We start from the raw sequence: 24,359 nt of genomic DNA on the forward strand, positions 1-24,359 counted from the left end.
TCAAGTTTCAGAGACGACACGGAGAGACGACACGGAGATGCGAGCCAACGCGGTGCAGCCGAACGCCGGACAGTCGAACGCCGACACCAAGACCAGGGCGCCCCCGGCTACGCGCGGACCACGACGTTGCGAAGCCGCCCGATGCCCTCGATGACGACGACGGCCTCATCGCCCGGCTCAAGATGCCCCGAGGCATTGGGGGTGCCCGTCATGATGACGTCTCCCGGCAGAAGCGTCGAGAAACCGGAGATCGCGGCGATCTGCTCGGGGATCCCATGGATCAGATCCGCCGTCGTTCCGGATGCCAGCGGGACGTCCTCGCCGTTGAGCTCGAACGATATATGGGCGTCACGCCAATTCAGATCCGTCTCGATCCACGGCCCCAGAGGGCAGGACGTGTCGAAGCCCTTGGCCCTGGTCCACATGGGATCGGACCCCTGCAGATCGCGCAGGGTGACGTCGTTGACGCAGGTGAAGCCCAGAACATGGTCCATGGCCTCGGCCACGGTGACGTTTCTGGTGATGCGACCGATGACCACGGCCACCTCGGGCTCGAAGTTCATGTCGGTGGAGAACGGCGGCAGCACGATGGGGTCGTCGGGGCCGATCACCGAGGTGCTGGGCTTGGTGAATATGACCATATCCTCGGGCGCATGCGGAACGTCGGATTGCCCCTTCGCATACATATGCCTCGCATGGGCCTCGTAGTTCTTCGCCAGACCATAGACCTTGGAGGGGATCACGGGGGCCAGCAGCCGGACGCCGTCCTCGTCGAGGGCGTAGCGCTTCCCGGTGGGCGTCACGGGACGGGATCCCAGCGGATAGCCGTCAAGCGCCACGAGGTAGTCTCTGCCGTCCTTCTCATCCCTCTGGACGAACGCGTACTGGGGAACGTCATCATGCAAGAAGCGTGCGATTCTCATACGCCCAGACTACGCCACGGACACGTCTGGCGAGATGACGCCCCCCCGAACGAAACGACGCCCCCAGCCGGATGGAGGAACGCGAAAGGAACGCGTGAAGGAGCTCAGACGAAGGCGCGGGGCCCGAAGATCGCCGTCCCCACGCGGACGATGGTCGACCCTTCGGCGATGGCCATGCCCAGATCGTGGGTCATCCCCATCGACAGCTCGCGGCAGGACCCGGCCCCCTGCTCCCCCGACGAGACGACGGCATCGCGTATCGACCGCAGATGCGCAAACCCGGCGCGGATCACATGCTCGTCATCGACGTGCGCGCCCACCGTCATCAAACCGGTCAGCCTCACGGACCCCAGTGCGGCTATGCGCATGGCCAGATCGATGGCCTCCTGCGGGGAGCACCCCGACTTCGCGGCCTCGCCGGACTCATTGACCTCAAGGAACGCGTCGACGACGATGCCCCGGGCCTGCGCCCGACGGTTGAGCCGTTCAGCCGATTCCAGGGAATCCACGGACTCGACCGTGTCGACGAACGGAAGCACCTTGCCGATTTTGTTGGCCTGCAACTGGCCGATGAGATGGAAGGGGATGCGCCGAAGGTGGCCCTCCTGCGCTGCGGCGATGGCGGCGGCGTTGACATCCGCGGCCGTGTTGACATCCGCGGCGCGACTCCCGTTGGATACACTTCCGTTGGATACAGAGGCTCCGTCACCCGCGGGGGACACGCCGCCTGCGAGGGCCTTCCCATCATCGGCGCGACCGAGCCACAGTCCTCGACGGGCGCAGAACCGGCGCAACCCCTTGGCCTTGGCGACGACCTCCTGAGGACGATTTTCGCCGATCATACGCACCCCGGCGGCGATGGCGGCCATGATCTCGCCGACGTCCCGCGTCTTCGTGGCCGCAAGGAGCGTGACGTCATCCGGATGCCGTCCCGCGGCGGCGGACGCCCTGTCGATCTCCTCCATCACGCGATGCACGCCATCGGCTATCTCCCAGATGCGCTTCTCCGAGATCGAGACATTCGATAAATCCTTATGCTCCATATACGCCGTCATATCGTCCTCACCGTCAGCAGTATCCTATGCAGCCCCCGATTCGCCCATCACGCGCCAGGGGACCCGTTCCGGGTCCATCCCCACCATCGTAGCCACATATGCGCAGGAAGGGCGGATACGGCTCATCAGCCTCACAGATGCCGTATGACCTCGACGACGTCCTTCGGGAGCATCCGATCGTCCAGCGATGCGGCGACGTCCTTCCACGAGAACAACCGGCAGGCCTGTGCGCATGACAGGGGCACGGGCCGATCGGACGTCTCCTCCGCACGAATTCCCAGCAGCCATGCGCAATAGCCGACGACCTGATCCGGGGTGGCTCCGGCCGCGCGCAGCGCGCCCATATCAAGGGAACGTTCGCGCTTCGCCAGACGCCGACCTCCCGATCCGTCGACAAGGGGAAGATGCGCGTAACGCGGATTCCAGGCTGGAGCGCCGTCCGTCACGGGCCCTCCGATATCGGCACCCGCATGGAAGGCGGCTTCCAACCGGCGTCTGATCTCCATCTGCAGCGCCGTGGAACGAAGGAGGTCGCGGCCCCGGACCACATCGGTGACGCCCATCGTCAGATCGTCGACCACGACGGCAAGCTGATAGGAGAAAACCCCATCGGCACGCCGTATGACGCTGTCGCCGACGTCACGGGACAACGAATAGCGCACATCACCGAACACCCGGTCATGCACGTCAACGACATCACGCGGGGGATCGACGCACCCCGGCATCGCGCCTGACGTCGCGTCAGATGTCGCATCAGGGGTCGCATCAGGGGTCGTCCGCGGAATACTGCCCGGCATCGCCAGACGGAGCGAATGCTGGGCGCGCGTCCTCAGCCGGGCCCGGACCTCATCAGGGTGCTCCATCGCCAGCCGCCGGCACGTGCCGGGATAGACCACGAAGCCGTCACCCTCCTGCGGGGCGCTGGCGGCACGGATGTCGCTGCGCGAGCACCAGCAGGGGTAGACGCCGGGGTCCACGCCGGAATCGGCGGACTCCACGGCCTTCAGCGCCTTGCCATAGAGGCCATCGCGATCCGACTGATAGACGGGATCCGCATCCCAATCGATCCCCAGCCATTCCAGATCATCCATGATCCAACGATCGGCGTCCCTGACGACGCGAGCGCGGTCCAGATCCTCGATGCGAAGAAGCACCCGTCCGCCCTGCGACCGCGCCGACATCCATGCGGCCATCATCGCCATGATGTTGCCGAGATGCATCCTTCCGCTGGGCGTGGGCGCCAGACGCCCGATCACGTCAACCATGTCGGACGACATTACGCCGTGGCGTAAACCCCGATCAGTCGGCGATCCACAGCTCGCTGTCCAAGGGCCATTCGTTCGGAATGCATGTGCGCAGATCCATCGACTGCTCCTGCATCAGCGGCGCACGGTTCCCCGCGGCATCGCATGTGATCTCATTGTCGATATGGCCAAGCCGATGCCCCACCTCGTGGTTGATGACCATGCGACGGTACCGCGGAAGCGTCCCGCCGGCGGCCATCCACGCATCGACGCCATGATCCCAGCGGGTGAGGTTGATGATGACGGCCTGACCGACGCGGCAGCTGTACTCCGCGGAGCATCCCGACGAGAACCAGGTCATGTACCGCGCCTCGGACAGGTAGATGGTCATGTCGCAACCACTCGAAACCTGCGTGAACACGGCTCCCGCCCGCGGCCACCCACGCGCGTCGTTGAGCGTGCGGAACACTGTGCTTTCAAACTCTCCGATATCCCCGACGTCGCCCTTGGCGGCCACGCAGTAGGTGTACTCGCGCACGGTCTTCCCGCCGGCCGTCGCGACCGCCCGCGCGTCCGCCGCTATCTCGGAACGCTCGGCGTCGGACAGGGACGCGGGATCCGCTCCATCACCGTCGGAAGCCGATGAGGACGTGCCGGTTCCCGTCGGGTCGGAATCCCCCGTCTTGGACGACGACGCGGAGGCCGACGATTCGGAGGCTCGGGGCGCCGACGATTTCGACATCGTCCCTCCCGAGGACTCCGAAACCACGGATGATCCGGATCCTCCCGCCAAGGATGCCGTGACATGCGCGGAACCCTCCGACCTCGCGCCTCCACGCCGCCCCACGCCGTGAAGAGACAAAGCCGCCATAACGCCCACGACGCACATCACCGCAACGGCAGCGGACGCCAGAGCGATCCGTCGTCCTCGGCGGCCGGAAGCCGTGACGCCGCCGGGGCGATCGGAACGATCGGAGTCGCCGGCGCGTTCGGAACGACGGCGCGGATCGGGACCACGCCGGATCTCCGGATGTCCGCCGCCAGCGTTCGGATCCTCGCCATCCGAATCAACGCCATCCGGAGGAAAGCCATCCGGAGGAAAGCCATCCTCATATCGTCGACGATTCCGCGCCATATTGCCCCCTTGCCGGCCTCAACGCCGTTCTCGATAACCGTTCAACACTACCGCGCAGTCCACCGCATAATCCACCGCATAACCACGTCGATGGGCGACACACCGACAAGTGTCACGGATTGCGGCCATCACGCAAACGTGTATAGTTGCTTCTCGGCTTGCGAAAGCTGCCAACTTGCCCCTTTAGCTCAGTTGGTTAGAGCAGCTGACTCTTAATCAGCGTGTCCAGGGTTCGAATCCCTGAGGGGGCACCCATACGGTAGGGTTCCACGCGATCACGCTCTTCCGCTTTCTCCATCTTCCACGCTTGTCGTAGTCACACCCCGCGTAGTCACACTCTTGATGCAAGATAGGCGCTGAGCACGACCGCGTTGTTGTGCAGCTCGTCCTTCGCCGCGTAGACAAGAGTGATGCGGTCGTGTCCGCCTAGCAGATCAAGGAAGCCCGGAACGTCGGGATTCTCGTCCAGCTCATGCTCGTATCGGCTCTCGAATTCAGGGAACCGATCCGGAATGTGCCCGAACCACCGGCGAAGCTCGGACGACGGCGCGATGCTCTTGGCCCAATAATCGACTCCGGCCCGCTCCTTCGATATCCCCCGCGGCCAGATGCGATCCACAAGAACGACGAAACCCTCGTTCTCTCCCGCCGGAGCGTATATCCTTCTCAACTCAATGCGCGCCATTATGCCATCCCTCCGGTCTCGTCATCCCATAACGCCTGCTCCCGAATCGCCTTCGGAACCTTGGAGACATATGGGTTATCCGCTATGATGAACCGCCGCAAACATCCCCGGGCCCTGCTGATCCCGACCCTCGGCGTCCTCTGGATCCGCTCGCCTTTGCGAAGACGGGAGCGCTCCAGCATCAGGGGACCCTCATCAAGCCGATGGCCGTATAGACGACGGTCGATGTCCAATGCCTGGCAAAGCTTGCCGGGCCCGTTGCAGACCTCGATGCCCGTCTTTCCCCGCCGCGACTGCATCATCTCGAAACCCCGCAATGGTTCGACCGCGCGAATAAGAGCCCCCGCCCCGAAGCCATTCGAGCCTGCGGTGATGTTGCAGCAATGGTGCATACCGTAGGAAACATAAACATACGCATGACCAGCGGGTCCGAACAGGGCACGGTTGCGTTCGCTCGGTCCACCGAACGCGTGGCTCGCGGGATCGTCCTGATCGTAGGCTTCGGTCTCCACTATCCTCACCCGCACACGACTCCCCTGCATGTCACGGATCAGAACGCATCCGAGCAGAAGCCTCGCTGCCTCGTCGGCGGAACGCAGCAGAAAATCACAATCAGGGTTCAGACCTGACGGAAAGCCATCGTCATCCTGCATGGTGCTCACGTTTCTACGCCTCGTTTCAGCCGCCAGTATAGGCACGACCATATGGGCACGCCAGCACAGGCCCATGTGATCTCAAATGCAGAGAAAAGCCCGGGAAAACAAAAGTCAGAAAAAACCAGGGGATGACGCGCGCCAACCCGACCACGCATGGCGGAACCGCCGCCATCCGGGTCACGGTCGATCCGGAACCATCGACGCCGGCGACGACGTCAACAGCCTTCGATGAGAATCCCCCACATAGGAAAGAGTCGACACCTCCTCCGGCTTCACCCCACCAGCCTCAAGCAGGGCATCATCGGCGTATCGCGCCCGGATCGCAAAACGAAAATGCGCGTATCCGTGAGCCTCCTGCACCGACTCCACCTCCATGACGAAAACGATCTGCGCACCTTGAGGGTACGCGCCCCACACGTCGGGAAGAGAGGAGATCACCACGCCGCTGGACGCCACCTTCGACCTGCCATGGGCCGACCCCAACGCACGCACGATATCAATCATATCCGGACGGATAACACTCAATGTGCATCGTCCCTCCCGCACGATGCATTGCGCCGCGGTCGTCGACGAATCCAGACCGACGCACAACGTGTCACCAAGCGTGTACGAGGAGCTGCAGGGCGTCATGGTCCATTCCCCGTCGGATGTCTGATATGACAGAACGACCACGGGAAAACCGTAATACAGTTTCCTGGCATCAATTCGCCTCACGGAGACCTGCCCCTTGCATGTGTTGTGTATGGTCACCACGATTCCGTACAAACTCGCTATATCAATCACCACGGTGCGGGCTCGACACCTGAATCGGATAGGGAACGCTTTAGCACACCCATCCGGCAAAGACAAGACTGTTATCGCGAAAACCTTATCCCTAGGAATGGAGCGTGCATACTTGCCGACGCCGCCTCGACGGGACTGCCCGACGGCTGCGCCGACACCGTCATCGGAGAAGCCATGCTGAGCATGCAGGGGCAGTCAGGAAAATCCCGCATCGTCGGCGAGGCCTTTCGGCTCCTGCGACCCGGCGGCACATACTCCATTCATGAACTCGGGCTGCACCCGGACGATCTCGACCAGTCAACGAAGGACGTCATCAGGACGGATCTCGCGCGCGCCATCAAAGTGAACGCCCGGCCGTTGACCGAAGCGGAATGGAAGGAACTGCTGGAGCAAGCCGGATTCGACGTGGTCTGGACGGCGCACTCCCCAATGGCGCTGCTGAAGCTCGGAAGGAACCTCTCGGACGAGGGGGTGACGGGAGAGCCACAACTACAACGCCGATTCCACGCCGAAGGAGAAGGACTGGCTGCATCTGAACACCATCCAGATGCTGGATGACGGCAGCGTGATCCTCAGCTCGCGCGAGACGTCCACGGCCATCAAACTCGACGATCTGGAGTCCAACCCCACAATCGACTACATGATCGGTGAGGAAAGCTTCTGGAAGGGTTCGGACTACGCGTCGTACCTGCTCACGAAAATCGGCGACAGCTCCGGCACCGGCGGACAGCACTCGGTCACGTATGAGAAGGATTCCGGTCTTCCCGACGGCCAGTACTATCTGTACATGTTCGACAACAACTACGGCAAAAGCAACACCAGACCGGATTATGACTGGACGGCAAACGTCAAGGGGATCCAGACCAGCTTCGCGACGGGAACGCATTCGCGATACTACAAGTATCTCGTCGACGAGAACGCACGCACGTACAAACTGGTGAAGTCATTCAACGTCCCCTATTCCTCGATCGTCAGCAGCGTGCAGGAACTGGGCAACGGAACGGTTCTCGTGGATTCGGGAACGAAGGGACTGTTCGGAGTGTATTCGGATGATGGCACGCCGATAAGCCAATGGACGATGGGATTGATGAAGAACATCATCTACCGCGTCTACCAGTATGACTTCAGTGGGTTCTACTTCGCCTGACCCGTCAAAGCCGTATGCCTCGTTCCGCATCCAGGATCCCGTTGGAGCTGCTGTCCGTGGTCGCCGCCCTCGCCGTCCTCGTGCTATGCATGTCGACCGGCGTGGACGCGGTTCTGGCGCAGGCCAGCGGAATCACGCGCATCCCGCTTATCGTGGCCCATCGCGGGGGACAGGAAAGGTTCCCCGCCGGGTCTCTGGACAGTTTTCTGGGCGCGGCGGCGGAAGGATACCCCGTCGAGATGGATCTGCGGACGCTTGACGACGGAGGCATCGCCATCTCGCATGATTCGACGACCGGCGAGACGACGGAGGATTCGGACGACGCGCCCGTCAGCTCACTGTCCACGGACGACTGGACGTCCATGTGCCTCCGATACGACTCCGAGCGCTGCTTCCATGCCGTGACCTTCGGGCAGGTCCTCGACGCCCTTCCCGGCAACGCTCTGCTGGTGGTCGAGAACAAGCAGGATGAGGTCGATCTCGAGAGGCTGGAGCGGATTCTCGCCGCACGGTCGCTGACATCATCCACCCTTATCGAGTCATTGGATTTCGGCGAGGTCACTCAGGCCTCCGTCGACGGCATCATCACCGATTATCCTCGAACGATGACGCGGCTGCTTTCCGCCCAGGCGTCCGCCGACGATTCCGCGGGCGTGCCCCAGTTGCGGCTGTCCGCCGCCGAGCTGCAGAGCCGCATACGTCGGAGGCTCCCACACGACGATGCGCATGGGAGCCTCTGACGGAAAGATGGCGGGGATCCGACCCCACCATGCATCCATGGGCTACCGGCAGCCCCAAGGACTGCCGCCAACCCGATGAACTACTCGGCGACGACCTTCACCGTGAAGGAGGCGGAGACCTCCGGGTGCAGGGCGACGGTGGCGGGGAACTCTCCGGCCGTCTTGATGGACTCGACCTTGATGGACTTGGGATCCACCGCGGCCTTGTCCGCAAGGGCGGCGGCGATCGAGTCGCCTGAGATGCCTCCGAAGAGCTTGCCGGACTCGGACACCTTGGCGGAGATCTCCACCACGGAGCCCTCGATGGCGGCCTTCGCGTCGATGGCCTCCTGCCGGGTGGCGATCGACTTGGCCTGACGCGCCTTGCGCATGGCCTCGATCTGCGCCGCGGAGCCCTTGCTCCAACGGAAGGCGAGCCCCTGCGGGATCAGATAGTTGCGGGCGTATCCGGGGCGCACCTCGACGACATCGCCGGAGTGTCCGAGATTCGCGACGGACTTGGTGAGAATAACCTTGGTTTCAGCCATGTTCCTATCCTCTCTGAATCAGCGGCCGGACGTGGCGTACGGAAGCAGCGCCATCTCGCGGGCGTTCTTGACGGCGCGGGAGATCTTGCGCTGCTCCTGAACGGTGACGCCGGTGATGCGACGCGAACGGATCTTGCCACGGTCGGAGACGAACTTGCGCAGAAGCGCGACATCCTTGTAGTCGATCTCGGTGATCTTCGCGGCCTTCAGGGGATTCGGCTTCTTCTTGAAGGGCTTGACCGGTGGTTGCGGCCTTTTACGTGACATGGTGTTTCTCCTTATATGAACTTATATGTCGTTAATGTCCGAGACGTCGGTGCGACGCACTCGGATCGGGGAGGGCGTTCGGGAGGGCGTCAGAATTCCGGATCGTCTCCCGACCCGCCGAAGTCGCCGCTGCCTCCGAATGACGAGAACCCGTCGTTCGACGACGCCGGCGAGGCCCAGGGATCCTGGGCGGGGGCGGCCGGAGACTGCGTTGGGCGGGAGCCGATGCCGGGGCCGCGGAGGCGGCACGGTTGTATCCGGCGCCACCCTGATAGCCTCCGGCGTTTCCGGCGGGAGCCGAGAAACCCCCGGACCGTCCGGCTCCGGAGAACCCGCTGGCGCTCGACTGGCGCGTGACCTGGGCCGTGGCGTACCGCAGGCTCGGTCCGATCTCGTCGACCGTCAGGTCGATGGATGTGCGCTGGGATCCGTCCTGCGCCTGATACGAGTGCTGGCTCAACCGGCCGGTCACGATCACGCGCATGCCCTTGGACAGGCTCTGGGCCACATGGTCCCCCAGGGCCCTCCACGCGGAGCACCTGAGAAACAGCGCCTGCCCGTCCTCCCACTGGTTCGTCTCGCGATTGAACGAGCGTGGGGTGGAGGCGACCGTGAAACTGGTGACGGTGGCTCCACTTCCGATGGTTCTCACCTCGGGATCCGCGGTGAGGTTCCCCACCACGGTGATAATCGTTTCACCTGCCATACTGATGCTCCTTGGGTTGGATTCCACGCACCGACCATGGGCGGCCAGGCGCGTCGGCGAGGACTACTCGGCGTCCTTGCGCAGGATCTTCGTGCGGATGACGGATTCGTTGAGGTTCAGCAGACGATCAAGCTCGGCGCTTGTCGCAGGATCGGCGGTGTAGTTGACCACCACGTAGTTGCCCTCGTTCTTGCCGGCGATCTCATAGGCCATCTTGCGACGCCCCCAATAGTCGGTTCCATCGATGGAGCCGCCCTCCTTGGTGACAATATCGAGGTACTGCTCGGTCAGCTTGGTCAGACCCCGCTCATCGAGCTCAGGATTCGCAATGAACATCAATTCGTATTTATGCGCAGACATCACCCACCTCCTTCGGACTTACGGCCACGGACTTTCCGCGACAGGAGTGTGTATGCGTGCATTCACCATAAGATGAACAACCCTTCCAGTGTACTCCGTGTCTGCGACCTGCGGAATGGCGGAATCGAGACCACCCGAAAACATTCAGCATCCGAACAGCCTCAACGGTAAAATCGATCCTGCAAAGGCACATCAGAACCCACCGATGAATCGACGACCGCCTCGCGGAACCGAAGGGACACCATCCATGCCATGCATTCATTGCGGGCACCCCGTGCAAGCGGGGGCGCAGTTCTGTTCCCACTGTGGGCGGCCCGTCGCGGAACCGGACAGCACCACCCCGCCACCATCCATTCCCCGTTCACGCTCGTCGGCGTCGCCCTCCTCGTGGGGACCGCCGCCGGAGCATACCGCTCGGCGCGACGGCTCGGCACCCGCTTCCTTCTCGGAGGCGCCGTGGGATCGGTCATGGTGGGGCTTGCCACAGGACTATGCCATATCCTCCTCGCAGGTCTTTTCGCCTTCAAGGTCAGCGGCATCCAGGTGGGGGCCGCGACCGGAAGAACGTTCCTCATGGCCTTCCTCACCGCCGCCGTCGGTTCGTTCATGGGATATCTTCTCGCCCAGTACGCCCCCGACTCCTCGAACGTCCTCACCTCATACTGGCGCTGGAGCCATCGCCTCCGGGGATGGGTCCGAACCGTGACCGACGCATTCATGGTCTACGGCGTCGTGTTCACGATCATCGGACTCGCGGGATTCGTGGGATACGTTCTGACCACGGGGAACGTCTGGATGCTCGCGCTTGTCCCGCTGCTCTTCCCGCTCATTCCGATCATCCTCGTCGTCGAATCCTCGTTGGGCGCCACGCTGGTCGCCTCCGGAACATCCGGACAGTCCACCCTTTCGATCCTCACCGCCCAGAACGTGGGAACCCGGGCGATATTGTGGATATGCCTCCTCGTCTTCCTCGCCGCAACCATTCTCATCTGCCTGCGCGCCGCGGCCAGAAACATCTACGATCCCGCGCACGCGCGATGGACCGACCTGTGGAAGGCCCCCGCGACAGTCGGATTGGGATGGCTTGCGACGGCCTTTCTTCTCGCCCGGTTCTCGGCGGCCGTCACCGCTTCCGGCGCCTTGCCGCAGCTGTCCTCTCTGTCCGACTCCCTGCTGGGGACGTCCACCGGCTCCATGCTCAACGCGAGCGTCTCCATGTCGCCGTCGCCGTGGTATATCCTCGTCGCGGCATCGTGGATGCTCCTCGTCGAGGCGATGGGTCTGGGCTTCGGACGGAACCTGGTCGTGACGTGGACGCCTCTGTGGAACGCCATCCGTGGCGGAACCGTCAGCCCCACCCCCGACGACGTGCAGAGGCACGTGTGCGCGAACGGTGCCCTCGTCGCCCTGCGCGGCGAACGGCGTCCGGCTGCGGGTCGCCCGTGTATATTAGGGTCGTTTCTGGCGTTTCAAGGCACGTCACGGCGCGAAGGAAGGCAGACATGTCCGCGATTCTCGAAGGCATACCAGACAAGAGGCTTGCTGTTGTCGCCGGACGTGCATACCCGGCTCAGGCCACGGAGACCGCGGAATGCCTGGGAACGTCCCTGCTGGAGACCACGGCATACGACTTCGCGAACGGCGAGATGTACGTGCGTTTCACCGAACCCGTGCGCGGCGCCGACGTGTTCGTCATCCAGTCGCACACCGATCCCATCAACACCTGGATCATGGAGCAGCTGCTGATGGTGGACTCCCTCAAGCGGGCCTCGGCCAGGTCCATCACCGTCGTGGCGCCCTTTCTCGGCTATTCACGCCAGGACAAGAAGCATCAGGGACGAGAGCCGATCACCGCCCGTCTGATGTTCGACCTGTTCCGCACCGCGGGAGCGGATCGCATCATGACGGTCGATCTGCACGCGTCGCAGGAGCAGGGGTTCTTCGACGGGCCCGTCGACCACCTCACCGCCATGCCGGTGCTGCTGGACTATGTGCGCTCCAGCATGGACCTGTCCAACGCCACGATGGTCTCCCCCGACGCCGGGCGCATCAAGGTCTCCGAGCAGTGGGCCGCCAAGCTCGGCGGGCTGCCGCTCTCCTTCATCCATAAGACGCGTGACATCACCCGTCCCAACCATGCCACGGCCCACGGCATCATCGGCGACGTCGAGGGACGCGACTGCATCGTCGTCGACGACATGATCGACACCGCCGGGACGATCTGCGAAGCGGTGCGGACGCTGCGAAACGCCGGGGCCGCCAGCGTCACCCTCGTCGCCACCCACGGACTGCTGTCGGGACCGGCCGTGGACCGCCTGCGACACTGCGGGGCACGGGAGATAGTCCTGATGGACACCGTCCCCATCCCACAGGAGAAGCGCCTGCCGAATATGACGGTGCTGTCCGTGGCCCCGCTGCTGGCGGCCGGGATCCGCTCGGTTTTCGAGTCGGGGTCGGTCACCGGGCTGCTCAACGGGCTGCCCTCGGACATCCGTCCGCGCAACATCTATGCGTGAGCCATCCTGATTCACATCTGACGCCGGTACCATAGGCCTTATGCCAGATTCGACAGCGGATGATCTCGTCTCTATCATCGTTCCCGTATACAACGCGGAGCAGCATCTGACATACTGCCTTGATTCGATTCTTGGGCAAAGCCACCACGATCTGGACATCATTCTGGTCGACGACGGGTCGACCGACGGCTCCTCCCGAATCTGCGACTCCTACGCGAAACGCGATCCCCGGATCCATGTGATCCATCAGCCCAATGGAGGCATAGGCTCCGCGCAGAACGCCGGTCTGGACGCAAGCCGGGGGCGCTTCATCGCCTTCGCCGACAACGACGACATCCTTGATCGCCACAACATCGAATATCTTCTCCATGCGCTGCTGTCGACCGGAGCCTCCATGAGCAAGGCGAGATGGCGCCAGTTCGGCCTCTCGCAACGGGACGAGGTGGCGCGACTCGCCCAAGCAGGCGCCACGGACCCCTCCATCATGACGGTTTTCCGCGACCCCCTCCGAGCCTATCAGACCGTTTTCTGCAAGTCCCTAAGACTTCTGGGACAGGCCTGCGGGCTCCACACGGAGGCCCGCTATTTCAACGAGGCGAACTGGTGCAGACTGTATCGAAGGGACGTCTGGGACGGAATCAGATTCCCCGACGGCGTCTACGCCCAGGACGTGATGGTCGCCGGACGCCTGTACGAACGCATGGACACGGTGGCGGACATCGACGTGGTTCTGTACCACTGGCTCCAGTCGCCCGAATCGGTGACGCACGCACAGCGTGGTTTCGACTTCTACCACGACAACGTCGACGCCGGCATCAAGAATTTCAGACTGGCGCGCAGGCATGGCATCATACCGATGCGCAGCTATTACACGATGACACAGCAGCTGCATTGCGAGAAGAGAGAGGCTTCACCCCGCGACAGAGCAATCCTCCTCAGTGACATGGAAACTGCACGCGCTCTGGTCTCGCAACTGACCATCGGGCAAATCACCGCATGCAGACTGACGGGATTTCTGCGCCTTATGGAGAAAATCGTCTACGATCGACGCATCAAAGGCATGAACTGATCGATACCGTCGGCCTTGTAGCAGTCGGAGATCAGACCTGACGAACCCAATAGTTCCCTGACGTTCTCGACAGGTTCGGATTGTAGTAGGGATCGTTGGCGACCTGTTCCCTATACCTTTTCAGAAAGATGTCCGCCTCGTCCTTAAGCCTCTTTCGGCGCTTCTCGTCCTTTGTGTCATATCCACGTGTCATCGACTCATAATGATAGAGCTCGGCCTCATGGGACCATACGATATCGCGGTGAAGCTGATCGTGTATGCGCACGCACAGATCCACATCGTTATAAGCGACGGCAAGCGTCTCATCGAAACCGCCAACGGCATGGAAGTCGGCGGCCTTGATCATGCAACAGGCGGCGGTGACCGCATAATAGTTGACGTTCTCAATCAGACGTCCGAAATAGCCGGTATAGCCTCTGGGGAAACCCGCCTGGATATGTCCCGCGACTCCTCCGAGACCCAGAACGATTCCTGAATGCTGAATCGTGTCTATCGGATAGTAGAGCTTTGCCCCAACGACCCCGATACGGTCAAGCTGCGTGAAGGAGACCATCCTGGTCATCCACTCAGGGCTGATAACCTCCGTATCGTCGTTCAGGAACAGGAGATACCGTCCGGCCGCCTTCGTCGCCGCGATATTGTTGATCCGCGAATAGTTGAATGGGATGTCGATCTTCTCGACGCGGAACCGCGCCCCGAGGAGCTTCCTGAATCTCTCGTACAGGTCGGCCATATGAGGGTTGGTGCTTCCGTTGTCGGCGATGACGATCTCGTAGTTGCCGTAACTCGTCTTCTCGATGATGGAGGTGACGCAACGCTCGATATTGTCGTATCCGTCCCGCGTCGGAATGATGATGGAAACCAGTTCGTTCTCATCGACCTCGTAATGGATATCGTATATGCCATCGGCAATGCTGGGAGTGACCTCCGCACGGTAACCGCGGCGGACGACGGCATCACGCAAAACCCGGAGCCCCGCAAGAGAGGCATAATTCTTGGCTCCGCCATCCGACGCGGTGGATGTGGGAAGCGTCCTCCAGTGATACAAAACCTTCGGGATATGCCTCACATGCGACGCATCGGTGCGCTCCATGAAGCGAAGGACGAGATCGTAGTCCTGCGACCCTTCATAGCCCGCACGGAACCCGCCGATATCCTCGACGATGGAACGGCGGTACACGCCAAGATGGCTGATGTAATTGGTGCTGAGGAGGAGATCCGGCGAGAAATCCGGCTTGAAATGGGGGTCGCTTCTCACGCCCTTCTCATCGATCTTGTCCTCATCGGTGTAGATCAGGTCAGCGTCAGGATGCTCGTTGATGGTTTTGGCCACCTCGAACAGCGCATGGGGCGAAATCTCATCATCGTTGTCCATCAGAGCCACGTAATCGCCGGTCGCCTCGGCGAGCGCCGAATTGGTCGCGCGCGAGATATGTCCGTTCTTCTCGCGAAAGACAACCGTGATCCTGTCATCGAGCCGGGCATATCTTTCAAGCATGGGACGCACGTCCTGGCGGGTGGAATGGTCGTCCGCGATGCACAGCTGCCAGTTCCCGTACGATTGAGCCAGAACGGAGTCGACGCACTTCGACAGCCACTGCGGATCAACGTTGTACACGGGCATGACGATCGATATCACAGGTCTGCGCGAGAACCCTCTGATGGCTTCCTTCACCGCTTCCGGACCGTAATTCTCCGTCGCACGAATCAGTTTGTGATAGTCCGCGCGCTGCCTTCCCGGAGTGACGTATTTGTCCCGAATTATTCTCGCAGCGGTCCGGGGATGCCTGACCATCCTGAACGTCGTGTGAACCAATCTCGTGAATCGAGATATCGTCGACGATGGTATCGCAAAGTCCGCCTTACGGCTGTCAGTCGGCGTTGAGAAAACCAATTTGGCACCTTGGACGCGGCGCAGAATCGCTTTTCCGCCGGGAATGGCTATCTCTGCCCGGAAGCCCAGCACGGATTCCTGCGGAACCGGCAATGCGGAATTCACATCGGGCCGGAGATACCGATCAACCTTCTTCAGACTGGCTCCGGGCAGATCCTCCAATGCGATGTGCACGTCGGCGTTCCCATGGAGATCCGCGGCCCATCCCTTTACCGTTATTTCCGTCGAATCGGACGACACAGAGACTTCGTCTATCGAGAACTCCACACCACGCTGGAGTTCCTTGTCCAAGGGGAAGAAAGCCGGAGAGTACCGATCCTTCACCCCCGCGTGCATCTGAAGGTAACGCATACAGCTATCCGGAGAAATGCCGAGAGGCTTCGGTCTGATGCTCGTGAACTCCGAATAAGGCTGCCAAAGGACGCATCCGGCGTTGGGCGCCGAGTGGATCCTCACGCATAGGTCCACGCCTCTCAGCCCCTCCTCAAGCGAGCAATCCACACCGCCGCTGCTCGTGAAGTCCCGTTTCCGGATGAGCAGGCAGTCCTCGGTGACTCCGAACATCTCGCGAGGAAGAAGATCACGGAAGTAGTAGCCGATGCCCTCATCCCACAGGCCACGCATCTCAAAGGGCCTCCCGCTTCTCAGCGCCCTTAGCGTGATCCCGGCGTTAAGAACCCGGCTCTGCGCGTCGTAGACCTTTCCTCCCACAACGCTCACGGAGGGATCGGCGCAATAGTTGACCATGTTCCCAAGCCACGACGAATCCTGCGGCATCACTCCGGACAGGAGCGCGACGTACTCCTCGTCGCACGACGCCACCGCGGCGTTGATGGATGAAGAGTCCGATACGGGTATGTACCGGACACCGTCATAATCCGTCAGGGACTTCAATTTCTCGATCTGCGAGGCCGAATACGACGACAGCACGACCGCGATCCGCGGCAAAGCCATCTCATAGTCGATTCTGTATGTCCCCAGATTGTCAAGCATGGTGACTGCACCCGGGAGGGACCGTCTGGACAACGCCTCCTCGATGGCACGTTTACCGGCCTCATACGCGTACATCTTGCTCCGTGGATCGCCGGCGACGGAGGTCGGCAGCGTTCTCCAATGGTAGAGCATGGAGGGGATGTGATGGACCTCGTGAGCTTTTTCGGTCGCCCTGAGCACGAAATCATAATCCTGGCTTCCATCGAACTCCGAGCGCAGAGGTCCCACCGCGTCCAGCAACGTTCGAGCGACCACGACGAAGTGGGTGATGTAATTGTGACCCAGCAGAAGATGCGGAGAGAAGCCGGGCTTGAAGAACGGATCGAACCGAGTCCCGTCCTCGGTGATCTTGTCCTCATCGGTATAGATGAAATCAGCGTGCGGGTGAGAGATCAGGGACCGAGCGACCTCATATAACGCCTGCGGCGCCAGCTCATCGTCATTGTCAATGAAACCGATATGGCTTCCGGTCGCAAGATCGATCGCGGAGTTGGTGGCCGCGGATATCCCACCGTTGCTGCTTCGAAAAACGATTTTGATACGCGGATCGGTATCGGCCAGTTCCTGAAGGAGCGGTCGTATGTGTTCCGCGGACGATTTATCATCCGCCAGGCACAGCTCCCAGTTCGCATACCACTGGTCACGGATGGACTGCACGCAACGGCGAAGCCACCGTTCATCGACGTTGAACACCGGCACCACGAGGGAGATAAGGGGCGGCTCCCTCCACTCGGACATCACCCTCATGGCATCGGATCGCGTCATGGTCTCGTTCTGCGCGATCCATTTCCGATATGCCGAGCCGTCTTTGAACACACGCCTGCGCACGGCCCCCAGCAACGCCGACGCCCCGCGCGGCGTGAATGAGTGGGAAAGATAGTGAACGATTCGCCGTTCGATGTGGTGACGCTTGGACCTGCGAAGCCGCCGTCCAAGGGCCGCCACATCGATTGTCCTCGTAATGGTTCGCCCCGGAGTCTCGCATATGAGCGTGAACTCGGTCACATCCCGGGGCACGGAGATTCGGAAGCCCACAGCATCCTCGTCGCTCAACGAGAAGATGGCGTTCACATCAAGACGGGACACGCGAACGACCGTGGCCCCCTCACACTGATCGACCCGAACCATCATCGGGGCACGCCGGAACTTGTCCACCGCCCAGCCGACGACCGTGACCACGCCATTCCCACCGGCCCCGGAAGCCTCCACCGTCTCGACGACGATCCTGTACGTCCTGTCGTTGAATAAATCCACCATGGTAATGTCCCGATTCTCCCCTGCCGATCCGCCTACACCATCCGAAAACGGCACTCCCTACTTCACATGCACCGTACAGACCGCATCCGGATCGACCACCGACATAACCTCGGCCGCCTCTCCCTTGATGTGGAAGCGGCATACGTTCTCTCCGACGACAACCCGCTCGACATCATTCTGGACGGCGACGGACACACGGTAGTCCCCGAACGCGAAAACGTTCGACACTCCTATGCGCACATCGCGTAGACCCTCATGAAGAACCTCGGCACCATCCTTCGCCAACGGCACGGAAAGAACCGGAACCCCGCGCCCATCGAAAACGTCCACGAACACGCGGCTCCTCATAAGCGGCCGCTGTACTCGCAGCTGGAAATCGAGGGAAAAGTCCTCTCCCCCCGCGAGGAACTTGAGTCTGTCACCGCCGACGCTTAACGAGGCCGACTCCACGACAAGGGAGCTCATAACCGTCTTCTCACGATTGACCGACTCGACGGTTCTTGGCGGCAGGAACGAGTCCGAATAGGCGTCAGCCACCTCGTCCGGATCCCCGATCTTGGCGATTCTCCCATTCTGGATCAGCATCGCCCGGTCACAGTACCGTCGTACATCCGCCATCGAGTGCGTCACCAGAATGACCGTCTTCTTCTGTCTCTTCGCCTCGAAGAAATAGTTCTGGCACTTTTTCTGGAAAGCCTCATCGCCAACCGCAAGAACCTCATCAAGAACGAGGATGTCTCCCTGAGACTTGATCGCAACGGAAAATGCAAGTCGAACCTGCATCCCACTTGAGTAATTCTTCAGCTTCTGCTCCATGAAATCGCCTAATTCCGCGAATTCGACGATGTCGTCGTACATGGAGTCGATCTCATCCCGCGAGAACCCCAACATGGCTCCATTGAGGTAGACGTTCTCACGACCAGTCAATTCCGGATTGAACCCCACGCCAAGCTCGATGAAGGGGACAAGCTTGCCGTTGGTGATGATTGTTCCCGTGTCAGGCGTGTATATCTGTGAAATCAATTTAAGTAGGGTGGATTTTCCCGAACCGTTCTTGCCGACGATTCCAAAGAACTCACCGGCCTGTATGTTGAACGAGATATCATTCAGCACGTGCTGGACGCGGAACCCACGAATCCCTTTAAGCCAGTTGAAAATCGTCGTTTTCAGGCTGTTCGCCCGCTCCGTGGGGAGCTTGAAGCTCTTGGATATTCCTTCAACCTGCAAGGCCCAATCAGTCTCCTGCATAATCGCACCCACCTGCTGTTGTGGCTCCGTCATCACACCAACTCCGCGAAGTACTGAGCTCGTTTCGTGAAGAATGCCAGACCGGCGATGAAAAGCGCGAAAGACACGACCACCGGCCAACATGCTACAAGGAAATGGGAGGTCCAGCCCCATAACGTCGGGTTCTCGGGAGCAATGAGAACATGGCGAGCATCCTGAATTATCTGGGCCATCGGATTAAGCATCAAATCGAGTTTCGCCAGCAAAGGGCCGGACTCTCCCGCACGTGAGGCAATCATACTGATGGGGTAGATGATGGGCGTGGCATAGAATCCCGCCTGCATCAAGACCTCCCAGATGGGATTCAGATCTCGCAGTTTCACGTAGATGGCGCTGAGGAAGAACGCGATTCCCAAGGAAAGAAAATACAACTCAACCACGATCGGAAGGATGAGAATATTTGACCATCGCGGAGAAACGCCGTTCAACAAGGCGAAGACGATCACCACCACGAAGTTGATACCGAAGTTGATCAATGCCCCCATCGATGACGAGATGACCACGATATGTTTGGAGAAATGTATCTTCCGAAGCAGATCCCCATGGCCCACGACGGACATCATTCCACCGGTCGTCGTCTCGTTAAAGAAATTCCACAGAATGATACCGAGCAGCAGTCCGACCGAGAAATGGGGAACATCGGCTCCAAAACGCAGGAAACGCACAAACACCAGGTACATGATCGTGAAAAGCAACAGCGGTTTGAGCACGGACCATATGTATCCCAGGAACGACTGCTGATAGCGGAGTTTGAAATCAGTTCCGACCATAGCCTTAAGCAGGATTCTGTTCTTACGTGAAAAGATCTCCGTGATATTCACATGCCGCTCCTCGAGGTAATCAAACCCCCATATGATATCAGCGAATTCTGGAATTCGATTCTCGCCAACATCTTTAATGTGACTTAGTCGTTCGGCTTCGAGATCACACGGTTCTCGGCCACATCCCTGAGGTGACGGCCATAGTTGGACTTGCCATAGCGTCGCGCGGCGGACAGGAGCATATCGCGGTCGATCCACCCGTTCTCGTAGGCGATCTCCTCGAGCACGCTGATGGGGAGCCCTTGTGCGCGCTCCACGGTGCGCACGAACTCCCCCGCCTCGAACAGGCTGTCCATCGTGCCCGTGTCCAGCCACGCGTATCCACGGCCCAGCGTCACGACATCCAGCGACCCGTCCTCCAGGTACAGACGGTTGAGATCCGTGATCTCCAGCTCACCGCGGGCCGAGGGCCTTACACGCTTGGCGAAGTCCACCACGCGCTCGTCATAGAAGTACAGCCCGGTGACGGCGTAGTTCGACGCCGGGCGCTCCGGCTTCTCCTCGATGCTCACCACATGGCGGTCACCGTCGAACTCCACCACGCCGTACCTCTCCGGGTCATCCACGTAGTAGCCGAACACCGTGGCCCCCGCGCCGGCACCGGCGGCCCGCCGCAGAACGCGTCCAAGACCGTTGCCATAGAAGATGTTGTCTCCCAGCACCAGCGCGCATGCCTGCCCGTCGATGAACTCCTCGCCCAAGAGGAACGCCTGTGCCAGACCATCGGGACTCGGCTGGACCTTGTACTCCAGGGAGATCCCATACTGCGATCCATCCCCCAGAAGCCTCTCGAAATTGGGAAGATCCTGCGGCGTTGAGATCACCAGAATCTCCCGGATTCCTGCCATCATCAGCACGCTCAGTGGGTAATAGACCATCGGCTTGTCGTACACGGGAAGGAGCTGCTTCGACGTCACCGTCGTCAACGGATACAGCCGGGTCCCCGACCCACCCGCAAGAATGATGCCCTTCACCGAGCTCACCAGCCTTCCTTCACCGTCAATCACTCAAACTAGAGCACAATACCCAAAATCGATCACGATCACTCTCGGCAGGGTAAAACCCACACGGTTCTAACCCAACACCGACCAGAACATGATGGGACAATGCCCCTGATTCTTATTCTCGTGGCTCCTTTATACCATCTATGTACTTATGTAGGCTGTCCGTCCAGTCGGCAGGGGAGAAGCCCGTAGCCTCCAGCTTCGAGAGGTCCAGCGCGCTATGCACGGGCCTCGGGGACACCGGCCCCGAGGCCGACGCGAAGTACTCCTTGGTCGATATGCCCGTGACCGCGCCCCCGTTGCCGTGACGCAGACCGAACACGCGCCGCGCGATGTCCGCCCACGACTCGACCGGCCCCGAGCCCGTCATGTCGTACGTCCCGTACGCGGCACCGGAATCGAGCAGGTGAAATATGGCGGCAGCCATGTCGTCCGTGAACGTGAGCCGGCCATACTGGTCGTCCACCACCGTCACATGGTCCAATGGGTTCGAAGCGTCCGCGACGCGGTCCGACAGGCCCGCCATCGTGCGTACGAAGTTGTGCCCTTTGCCGATCACCCAGCTCGAGCGCAGGATGTAATGCCGGGGCGCCCCGGCCACCGCGATGTCGCCCGCGGCCTTCGACTGCCCGTACACGCCCAGCGGCGCGAACGGCTCCGTCTCGTCGTGCACGTTCCTTGTCCCGTCGAATACGTAGTCACTCGACACGTGCACCAACGTAATCCCATGCTCCCGGGCCGTGCGGGCCAGCAGCGCCGGCCCCACGGCGTTCGCCCTCCACGCGGTGGCGCGGCCCTCGGCGGTCTCGGCCCTGTCCACAGCCGTGTACGCGCCCGCGTTGATGATCGTGCCATAGAGATCCCAGTCATAGGCCTCGTACGCCTGCGGATCGGAGAAGTCGAATGTGTCGATGTCCGTGTACTCGAAGCCCGTCAGCTGACGCGCCTCGACGTAGTCGCGCACGGCATGCCCCAGCTGTCCGTTCGCCCCGGTCACCAGCGTGCGGCGGGGTTCCATGGGCCTGGCATCCGCCAGCAGTGGGTGATGCAGATCCGCCTCGCTGCGCTCCGACTCCTCAAGGGGGATCGGCCATTCGATGCCCAGCGCCGGGTCGGCCAGATTCACGAACGTGTACGACCTCTTCTGCTCGGCCGACCAGTGCGCATTGACCAGATAGGTGTACACCGTGCCGTCCACCAACGCCTGGAAGCTGTTGCCGACCCCTCGCGGCACGTAGATGGCGCGGGACGGGTCAAGTCGCGTGGTGAACACCCTGCCGAAGCCATCGCCGGGACGCAGATCGACCCACGCGCCGAACACCTCGCCGGCCGCGATGGAAATGAACTTGTCCCACGGCTCCGCGTGGATGCCTCGCGTCACGCCCTTCTTCTCGTTGTAGCTGATGTTGTTCTGCACCGGACCGAAGTCGGGCAGCCCCAGCGCCGTCATCTTGGCCCGCTGCCAGTTCTCCTTGAACCAGCCCCTGTTATCGCCATGCACCGGCAGGTCGAACACCATCAGACCCGGTATCCCCGTCCGTGTGACCTTCAGATCCTTCTCGAACTCCATGCCGCCCCATCCTCCATATCGTCCACATCCCGGTCCGCGTCCCCGCGCCCCGTCCTACACGGTCACCAGACTACTGGCCCTGCCTGCGGTACCTCTCCTCGGTAGCCGCCTTGACCGGCTCCCACCACGCCCGGTTCGCCTCGTACCATTCCACCGTCGAGCGCAGACCGGACTCGAAATCCGTATGAGCGGGAGCCCATCCCAGCTCACGGCGCAGCTTCGACGAGTCGATCGCGTAGCGCCTGTCATGCCCCGGACGGTCCCTCACATGATCGAAGGCGTCCTCGGGCCGGCCCATCACCCGCAGGATGTCGCGCAGCACCGTGATGTTGTCCCGCTCCCCGTCCGCGCCGATCAGATACGTCTCGCCGATCCCGCCACGCGTGAGGATCGTCCACACGGCCGAGCTGTGGTCCTCCGTGTTGATCCAGTCGCGCACGTTCAGCCCGTCGCCGTAGAGCTTGGGACGCACACCCGTAAGGATGTTCGTGATCTGGCGCGGAATGAACTTCTCCACATGCTGGTACGGTCCGTAGTTGTTGCTGCAGTTGCTGATCGTGGCCCGCACGCCGTACGTGCGATGCCAGGCGCGCACGAGCATGTCGCTCGACGCCTTCGTCGACGAGTACGGACTCGAGGGATGGTAGGGAGTCTCCTCCGTGAACCGCGCCGGATCGTCCAGCGCCAGATCCCCGTACACCTCGTCCGTGCTCACGTGGTGATATCGCACGCCATACCTGCGCGCGGCCTCCAGCAGACGATAGGTGCCCACCACGTTCGTGCGGACGAACGGCTCGGGGTCGGCTATCGAGTTGTCGTTGTGCGACTCCGCAGCGTAGTGCACGATCGCGTCGTGGCCCGGGACGATCCTATCCAGCAGATCCGCATCGCCGATGTCGCCATGCACGAACTCGACCCGGTCCCCGGGAAGCCCGGCGATGTTCTCCAGACGCCCGGCATAGGTGAGGGCGTCGAGGACGGTCACGTGGACGCCAGGCTCATGCTCCACCACCCAGCGCACGAAATTCGAACCGATGAAGCCGCAACCACCGGTCACAATGATGTTCTTCGGAGAAAACTCTTCAGTCATATGAGCCATTCTATCCAAACCGCCATATAACGAGGTGGTTCCTGAGTTCTAGTTAGAAGTGCAACACCGCTTATGGTTGGGATTGCTGATGTTCCGACCTTTGGGAGGTGCTGCACTCACTATGAAGGCTTATACGCATGTGACCGGGGGTGAGCGGATCAGGATTGAGATGCCGCGTTTCGGGGATCATGAGACGATCCGGCAGGTGGCCCGCCAGCTGCATCGTTCCGCCTCCACGATCAGCCGGGAGCTCAGGCGTGGCCTGTGGTTCGCGTCCAACGGGAACGAGTCGTACCGGCCCTGCCATCCCGGGCGGTCGAAGACGGGGGCGTGGACGGCTGGCCCGTTCTATTCGGCGTTGACCGCGCGGCGCAAGGCCGAGGCACGTTCGCGCAGGCCGAGGAAGCCCGGGCGGATGATGGACGCGCGCCTGCACGCGTGGGTGGCGGACGCGTTGACGCGTGGCTGGACGCCCGAGCTGATCGAGGGCCGGTTGAAACCGGAGCATCCGGCTGACCCGTCGATGCGGATCGGCCACGAGTGCCGGTGCGCGTGCATCACCATGATGTCACGGGCCCAGCGTCGCTATGGGGCGAGTACGCATCCTGCAGGACGGCACGCTTCTTGGCC

25 protein-coding genes, 1 tRNA gene and 1 pseudogene are annotated in these 24,359 nt (G+C 61.5%); 8 read left to right on the forward strand and 19 right to left on the reverse strand.

Going from position 1 to position 24,359, the window contains the following annotated elements:
* Positions 1–107: 107 nt before the first annotated feature.
* The 4 genes from BMIN_RS07340 to BMIN_RS07355 form a co-directional block, all read right to left on the reverse strand.
* Positions 108–923: a fumarylacetoacetate hydrolase family protein gene (locus BMIN_RS07340; RefSeq protein ID WP_022861749.1), complete on the reverse strand. Its 816-nt coding sequence runs from the start codon at positions 921–923 to the stop codon at positions 108–110.
* A 104-nt stretch (positions 924–1,027) separates the two neighbouring features.
* Entirely contained in the window at positions 1,028–1,978 is a 951-nt protein-coding gene (locus BMIN_RS07345) for a YggS family pyridoxal phosphate-dependent enzyme (RefSeq protein ID WP_022861750.1), read from the reverse strand.
* Between the two features lie 131 nt (positions 1,979–2,109).
* Entirely contained in the window at positions 2,110–3,234 is a 1,125-nt protein-coding gene (locus tag BMIN_RS07350) for a glutamate--tRNA ligase family protein (protein ID WP_026647619.1), read from the reverse strand.
* 43 nt (positions 3,235–3,277) lie between these two features.
* Positions 3,278–4,357 carry a DUF3152 domain-containing protein gene (locus BMIN_RS07355; protein WP_022861752.1) on the reverse strand — a complete coding sequence of 360 codons (1,080 nt, stop codon included), beginning with the start codon at positions 4,355–4,357 and terminating at the stop codon, positions 3,278–3,280.
* A gap of 177 nt (positions 4,358–4,534) precedes the next feature.
* On the opposite strand from BMIN_RS07355, the gene BMIN_RS07365 reads away from it, so the two are divergent.
* Positions 4,535–4,608 (forward strand) — tRNA-Lys (locus tag BMIN_RS07365).
* Between the two features lie 80 nt (positions 4,609–4,688).
* On the opposite strand, the gene BMIN_RS07370 is transcribed toward BMIN_RS07365, so the two are convergent.
* The 3 genes from BMIN_RS07370 to BMIN_RS08120 form a co-directional block, all read right to left on the reverse strand.
* Positions 4,689–5,042, reverse strand: coding sequence for a DUF488 domain-containing protein (locus tag BMIN_RS07370; RefSeq protein ID WP_022861753.1), 354 nt, complete (start codon positions 5,040–5,042; stop codon positions 4,689–4,691).
* Positions 5,042–5,695 carry a DNA-3-methyladenine glycosylase gene (locus tag BMIN_RS07375; RefSeq protein ID WP_022861754.1) on the reverse strand — a complete coding sequence of 218 codons (654 nt, stop codon included), beginning with the start codon at positions 5,693–5,695 and terminating at the stop codon, positions 5,042–5,044. Before BMIN_RS07375 ends, BMIN_RS07370 begins: the two co-directional genes overlap by 1 nt.
* Before the next feature lie 180 nt (positions 5,696–5,875).
* Positions 5,876–6,412: a PNPOx family protein gene (locus tag BMIN_RS08120; protein WP_152595235.1), complete on the reverse strand. Its 537-nt coding sequence runs from the start codon at positions 6,410–6,412 to the stop codon at positions 5,876–5,878.
* A gap of 243 nt (positions 6,413–6,655) precedes the next feature.
* On the opposite strand from BMIN_RS08120, the gene BMIN_RS07385 reads away from it, so the two are divergent.
* The 3 genes from BMIN_RS07385 to BMIN_RS07395 are packed head-to-tail and all read left to right on the forward strand — an operon-like array spanning position 6,656 to position 8,368.
* Positions 6,656–7,039, forward strand: a complete 384-nt coding sequence (locus BMIN_RS07385; RefSeq protein ID WP_051126469.1) for a class I SAM-dependent methyltransferase — start codon at positions 6,656–6,658, stop codon at positions 7,037–7,039.
* Positions 7,040–7,046: 7 nt separating this feature from the next.
* Positions 7,047–7,628: an aryl-sulfate sulfotransferase gene (locus BMIN_RS07390; protein ID WP_420796723.1), complete on the forward strand. Its 582-nt coding sequence runs from the start codon at positions 7,047–7,049 to the stop codon at positions 7,626–7,628.
* Positions 7,629–7,642: 14 nt separating this feature from the next.
* Positions 7,643–8,368 carry a glycerophosphodiester phosphodiesterase gene (locus BMIN_RS07395; RefSeq protein ID WP_022861758.1) on the forward strand — a complete coding sequence of 242 codons (726 nt, stop codon included), beginning with the start codon at positions 7,643–7,645 and terminating at the stop codon, positions 8,366–8,368.
* An 80-nt stretch (positions 8,369–8,448) separates the two neighbouring features.
* Here BMIN_RS07395 and rplI read toward each other — a convergent pair whose 3' ends face one another.
* The 4 genes and pseudogenes from rplI to rpsF all read right to left on the reverse strand — a co-directional run bounded on the left by rplI (position 8,449) and on the right by rpsF (position 10,228).
* Entirely contained in the window at positions 8,449–8,895 is a 447-nt protein-coding gene (rplI, locus tag BMIN_RS07400; RefSeq protein ID WP_022861759.1) for a 50S ribosomal protein L9, read from the reverse strand.
* A gap of 18 nt (positions 8,896–8,913) precedes the next feature.
* A complete protein-coding gene (rpsR, locus tag BMIN_RS07405) occupies positions 8,914–9,162 on the reverse strand; it encodes a 30S ribosomal protein S18 (RefSeq protein WP_022861760.1) in 249 nt (82 codons plus the stop codon).
* 89 nt (positions 9,163–9,251) lie between these two features.
* Positions 9,252–9,868 (reverse strand): annotated as a pseudogene (locus BMIN_RS07410) (single-stranded DNA-binding protein).
* A gap of 63 nt (positions 9,869–9,931) precedes the next feature.
* Positions 9,932–10,228, reverse strand: a complete 297-nt coding sequence (gene rpsF / locus BMIN_RS07415; protein ID WP_022861762.1) for a 30S ribosomal protein S6 — start codon at positions 10,226–10,228, stop codon at positions 9,932–9,934.
* 247 nt (positions 10,229–10,475) lie between these two features.
* Here rpsF and BMIN_RS09225 point away from each other — a divergent pair, with 247 nt between their 5' ends.
* Positions 10,476–10,934, forward strand: a complete 459-nt coding sequence (locus BMIN_RS09225) for a zinc ribbon domain-containing protein (protein ID WP_162138769.1) — start codon at positions 10,476–10,478, stop codon at positions 10,932–10,934.
* Between the two features lie 16 nt (positions 10,935–10,950).
* Here the strand turns inward: BMIN_RS09225 and BMIN_RS09230 are convergent, their stop codons facing one another.
* Both BMIN_RS09230 and BMIN_RS09235 read right to left on the reverse strand, forming a co-directional pair.
* Positions 10,951–11,244 (reverse strand): hypothetical protein, encoded by a 294-nt coding sequence (locus BMIN_RS09230; RefSeq protein WP_022861764.1) that lies wholly within the window; start codon positions 11,242–11,244, stop codon positions 10,951–10,953.
* Positions 11,245–11,562 (reverse strand): hypothetical protein, encoded by a 318-nt coding sequence (locus BMIN_RS09235; RefSeq protein ID WP_022861765.1) that lies wholly within the window; start codon positions 11,560–11,562, stop codon positions 11,245–11,247.
* Between the two features lie 168 nt (positions 11,563–11,730).
* Here BMIN_RS09235 and BMIN_RS07435 point away from each other — a divergent pair, with 168 nt between their 5' ends.
* Positions 11,731–12,744, forward strand: a complete 1,014-nt coding sequence (locus BMIN_RS07435) for a ribose-phosphate diphosphokinase (protein ID WP_022861766.1) — start codon at positions 11,731–11,733, stop codon at positions 12,742–12,744.
* A 40-nt stretch (positions 12,745–12,784) separates the two neighbouring features.
* Entirely contained in the window at positions 12,785–13,813 is a 1,029-nt protein-coding gene (locus BMIN_RS07440; protein ID WP_022861767.1) for a glycosyltransferase family 2 protein, read from the forward strand.
* Between the two features lie 31 nt (positions 13,814–13,844).
* Here BMIN_RS07440 and BMIN_RS07445 read toward each other — a convergent pair whose 3' ends face one another.
* From BMIN_RS07445 to rfbB, 6 genes are all read right to left on the reverse strand, one after another.
* On the reverse strand, positions 13,845–17,957 hold the full coding sequence (locus tag BMIN_RS07445; RefSeq protein ID WP_022861768.1) for a glycosyltransferase family 2 protein: 4,113 nt from the start codon (positions 17,955–17,957) through the stop codon (positions 13,845–13,847).
* 57 nt (positions 17,958–18,014) lie between these two features.
* The gene (locus BMIN_RS07450; protein ID WP_022861769.1) at positions 18,015–19,238 is read right to left on the reverse strand and encodes an ABC transporter ATP-binding protein; all 1,224 of its coding nucleotides are present in this window, start codon (positions 19,236–19,238) and stop codon (positions 18,015–18,017) included.
* Positions 19,238–20,065: an ABC transporter permease gene (locus BMIN_RS07455; protein ID WP_022861770.1), complete on the reverse strand. Its 828-nt coding sequence runs from the start codon at positions 20,063–20,065 to the stop codon at positions 19,238–19,240. The genes BMIN_RS07450 and BMIN_RS07455 overlap by 1 nt, the downstream gene beginning before the upstream one ends.
* A gap of 83 nt (positions 20,066–20,148) precedes the next feature.
* Positions 20,149–21,039, reverse strand: coding sequence for a glucose-1-phosphate thymidylyltransferase RfbA (gene rfbA / locus BMIN_RS07460; protein WP_026647624.1), 891 nt, complete (start codon positions 21,037–21,039; stop codon positions 20,149–20,151).
* A 145-nt stretch (positions 21,040–21,184) separates the two neighbouring features.
* Positions 21,185–22,639, reverse strand: a complete 1,455-nt coding sequence (locus BMIN_RS07465; protein ID WP_022861772.1) for a sugar nucleotide-binding protein — start codon at positions 22,637–22,639, stop codon at positions 21,185–21,187.
* Positions 22,640–22,709: 70 nt separating this feature from the next.
* The gene (rfbB, locus tag BMIN_RS07470) at positions 22,710–23,729 is read right to left on the reverse strand and encodes a dTDP-glucose 4,6-dehydratase (protein ID WP_022861773.1); all 1,020 of its coding nucleotides are present in this window, start codon (positions 23,727–23,729) and stop codon (positions 22,710–22,712) included.
* 121 nt (positions 23,730–23,850) lie between these two features.
* On the opposite strand from rfbB, the gene BMIN_RS07475 reads away from it, so the two are divergent.
* Positions 23,851–24,359, forward strand: a 509-nt coding sequence (locus tag BMIN_RS07475; protein ID WP_162177107.1) for a helix-turn-helix domain-containing protein, incomplete at its 3' end; no start/stop codon positions are given.

Origin of the sequence: Bifidobacterium minimum (assembly GCF_000741645.1) — a bacterium.
Classification (GTDB): Bacteria; Actinomycetota; Actinomycetes; order Actinomycetales; family Bifidobacteriaceae; genus Bifidobacterium; species Bifidobacterium minimum.

What these genes read in the sequence shown, in the direction of transcription:
- BMIN_RS07345 (WP_022861750.1), bottom strand. Translation starts at nt 1,978, where the DNA reads ATGACGGCGTATATGGAGCATAAGGATTTATCGAATGTCTCGATCTCG.
- BMIN_RS07395 (WP_022861758.1), top strand. Translation starts at nt 7,643, where the DNA reads ATGCCTCGTTCCGCATCCAGGATCCCGTTGGAGCTGCTGTCCGTGGTC.
- BMIN_RS07440 (WP_022861767.1), top strand. Translation starts at nt 12,785, where the DNA reads ATGCCAGATTCGACAGCGGATGATCTCGTCTCTATCATCGTTCCCGTA.
- BMIN_RS07340 (WP_022861749.1), bottom strand. Translation starts at nt 923, where the DNA reads ATGAGAATCGCACGCTTCTTGCATGATGACGTTCCCCAGTACGCGTTC.
- BMIN_RS09235 (WP_022861765.1), bottom strand. Translation starts at nt 11,562, where the DNA reads ATGGCGTTCCACAGAGGCGTCCACGTCACGACCAGGTTCCGTCCGAAG.
- BMIN_RS09225 (WP_162138769.1), top strand. Translation starts at nt 10,476, where the DNA reads ATGCCATGCATTCATTGCGGGCACCCCGTGCAAGCGGGGGCGCAGTTC.
- rpsR (WP_022861760.1), bottom strand. Translation starts at nt 9,162, where the DNA reads ATGTCACGTAAAAGGCCGCAACCACCGGTCAAGCCCTTCAAGAAGAAG.
- BMIN_RS09230 (WP_022861764.1), bottom strand. Translation starts at nt 11,244, where the DNA reads ATGTTTCTGGCCGCGGCGCGCAGGCAGATGAGAATGGTTGCGGCGAGG.
- BMIN_RS07450 (WP_022861769.1), bottom strand. Translation starts at nt 19,238, where the DNA reads ATGACGGAGCCACAACAGCAGGTGGGTGCGATTATGCAGGAGACTGAT.
- BMIN_RS07355 (WP_022861752.1), bottom strand. Translation starts at nt 4,357, where the DNA reads ATGGCGCGGAATCGTCGACGATATGAGGATGGCTTTCCTCCGGATGGC.
- BMIN_RS07370 (WP_022861753.1), bottom strand. Translation starts at nt 5,042, where the DNA reads ATGGCGCGCATTGAGTTGAGAAGGATATACGCTCCGGCGGGAGAGAAC.
- BMIN_RS07375 (WP_022861754.1), bottom strand. Translation starts at nt 5,695, where the DNA reads ATGCAGGATGACGATGGCTTTCCGTCAGGTCTGAACCCTGATTGTGAT.
- BMIN_RS07435 (WP_022861766.1), top strand. Translation starts at nt 11,731, where the DNA reads ATGTCCGCGATTCTCGAAGGCATACCAGACAAGAGGCTTGCTGTTGTC.
- BMIN_RS07445 (WP_022861768.1), bottom strand. Translation starts at nt 17,957, where the DNA reads ATGGTGGATTTATTCAACGACAGGACGTACAGGATCGTCGTCGAGACG.
- rplI (WP_022861759.1), bottom strand. Translation starts at nt 8,895, where the DNA reads ATGGCTGAAACCAAGGTTATTCTCACCAAGTCCGTCGCGAATCTCGGA.
- BMIN_RS07465 (WP_022861772.1), bottom strand. Translation starts at nt 22,639, where the DNA reads ATGGAGTTCGAGAAGGATCTGAAGGTCACACGGACGGGGATACCGGGT.
- rpsF (WP_022861762.1), bottom strand. Translation starts at nt 10,228, where the DNA reads ATGTCTGCGCATAAATACGAATTGATGTTCATTGCGAATCCTGAGCTC.
- BMIN_RS07385 (WP_051126469.1), top strand. Translation starts at nt 6,656, where the DNA reads ATGCTGAGCATGCAGGGGCAGTCAGGAAAATCCCGCATCGTCGGCGAG.
- rfbB (WP_022861773.1), bottom strand. Translation starts at nt 23,729, where the DNA reads ATGACTGAAGAGTTTTCTCCGAAGAACATCATTGTGACCGGTGGTTGC.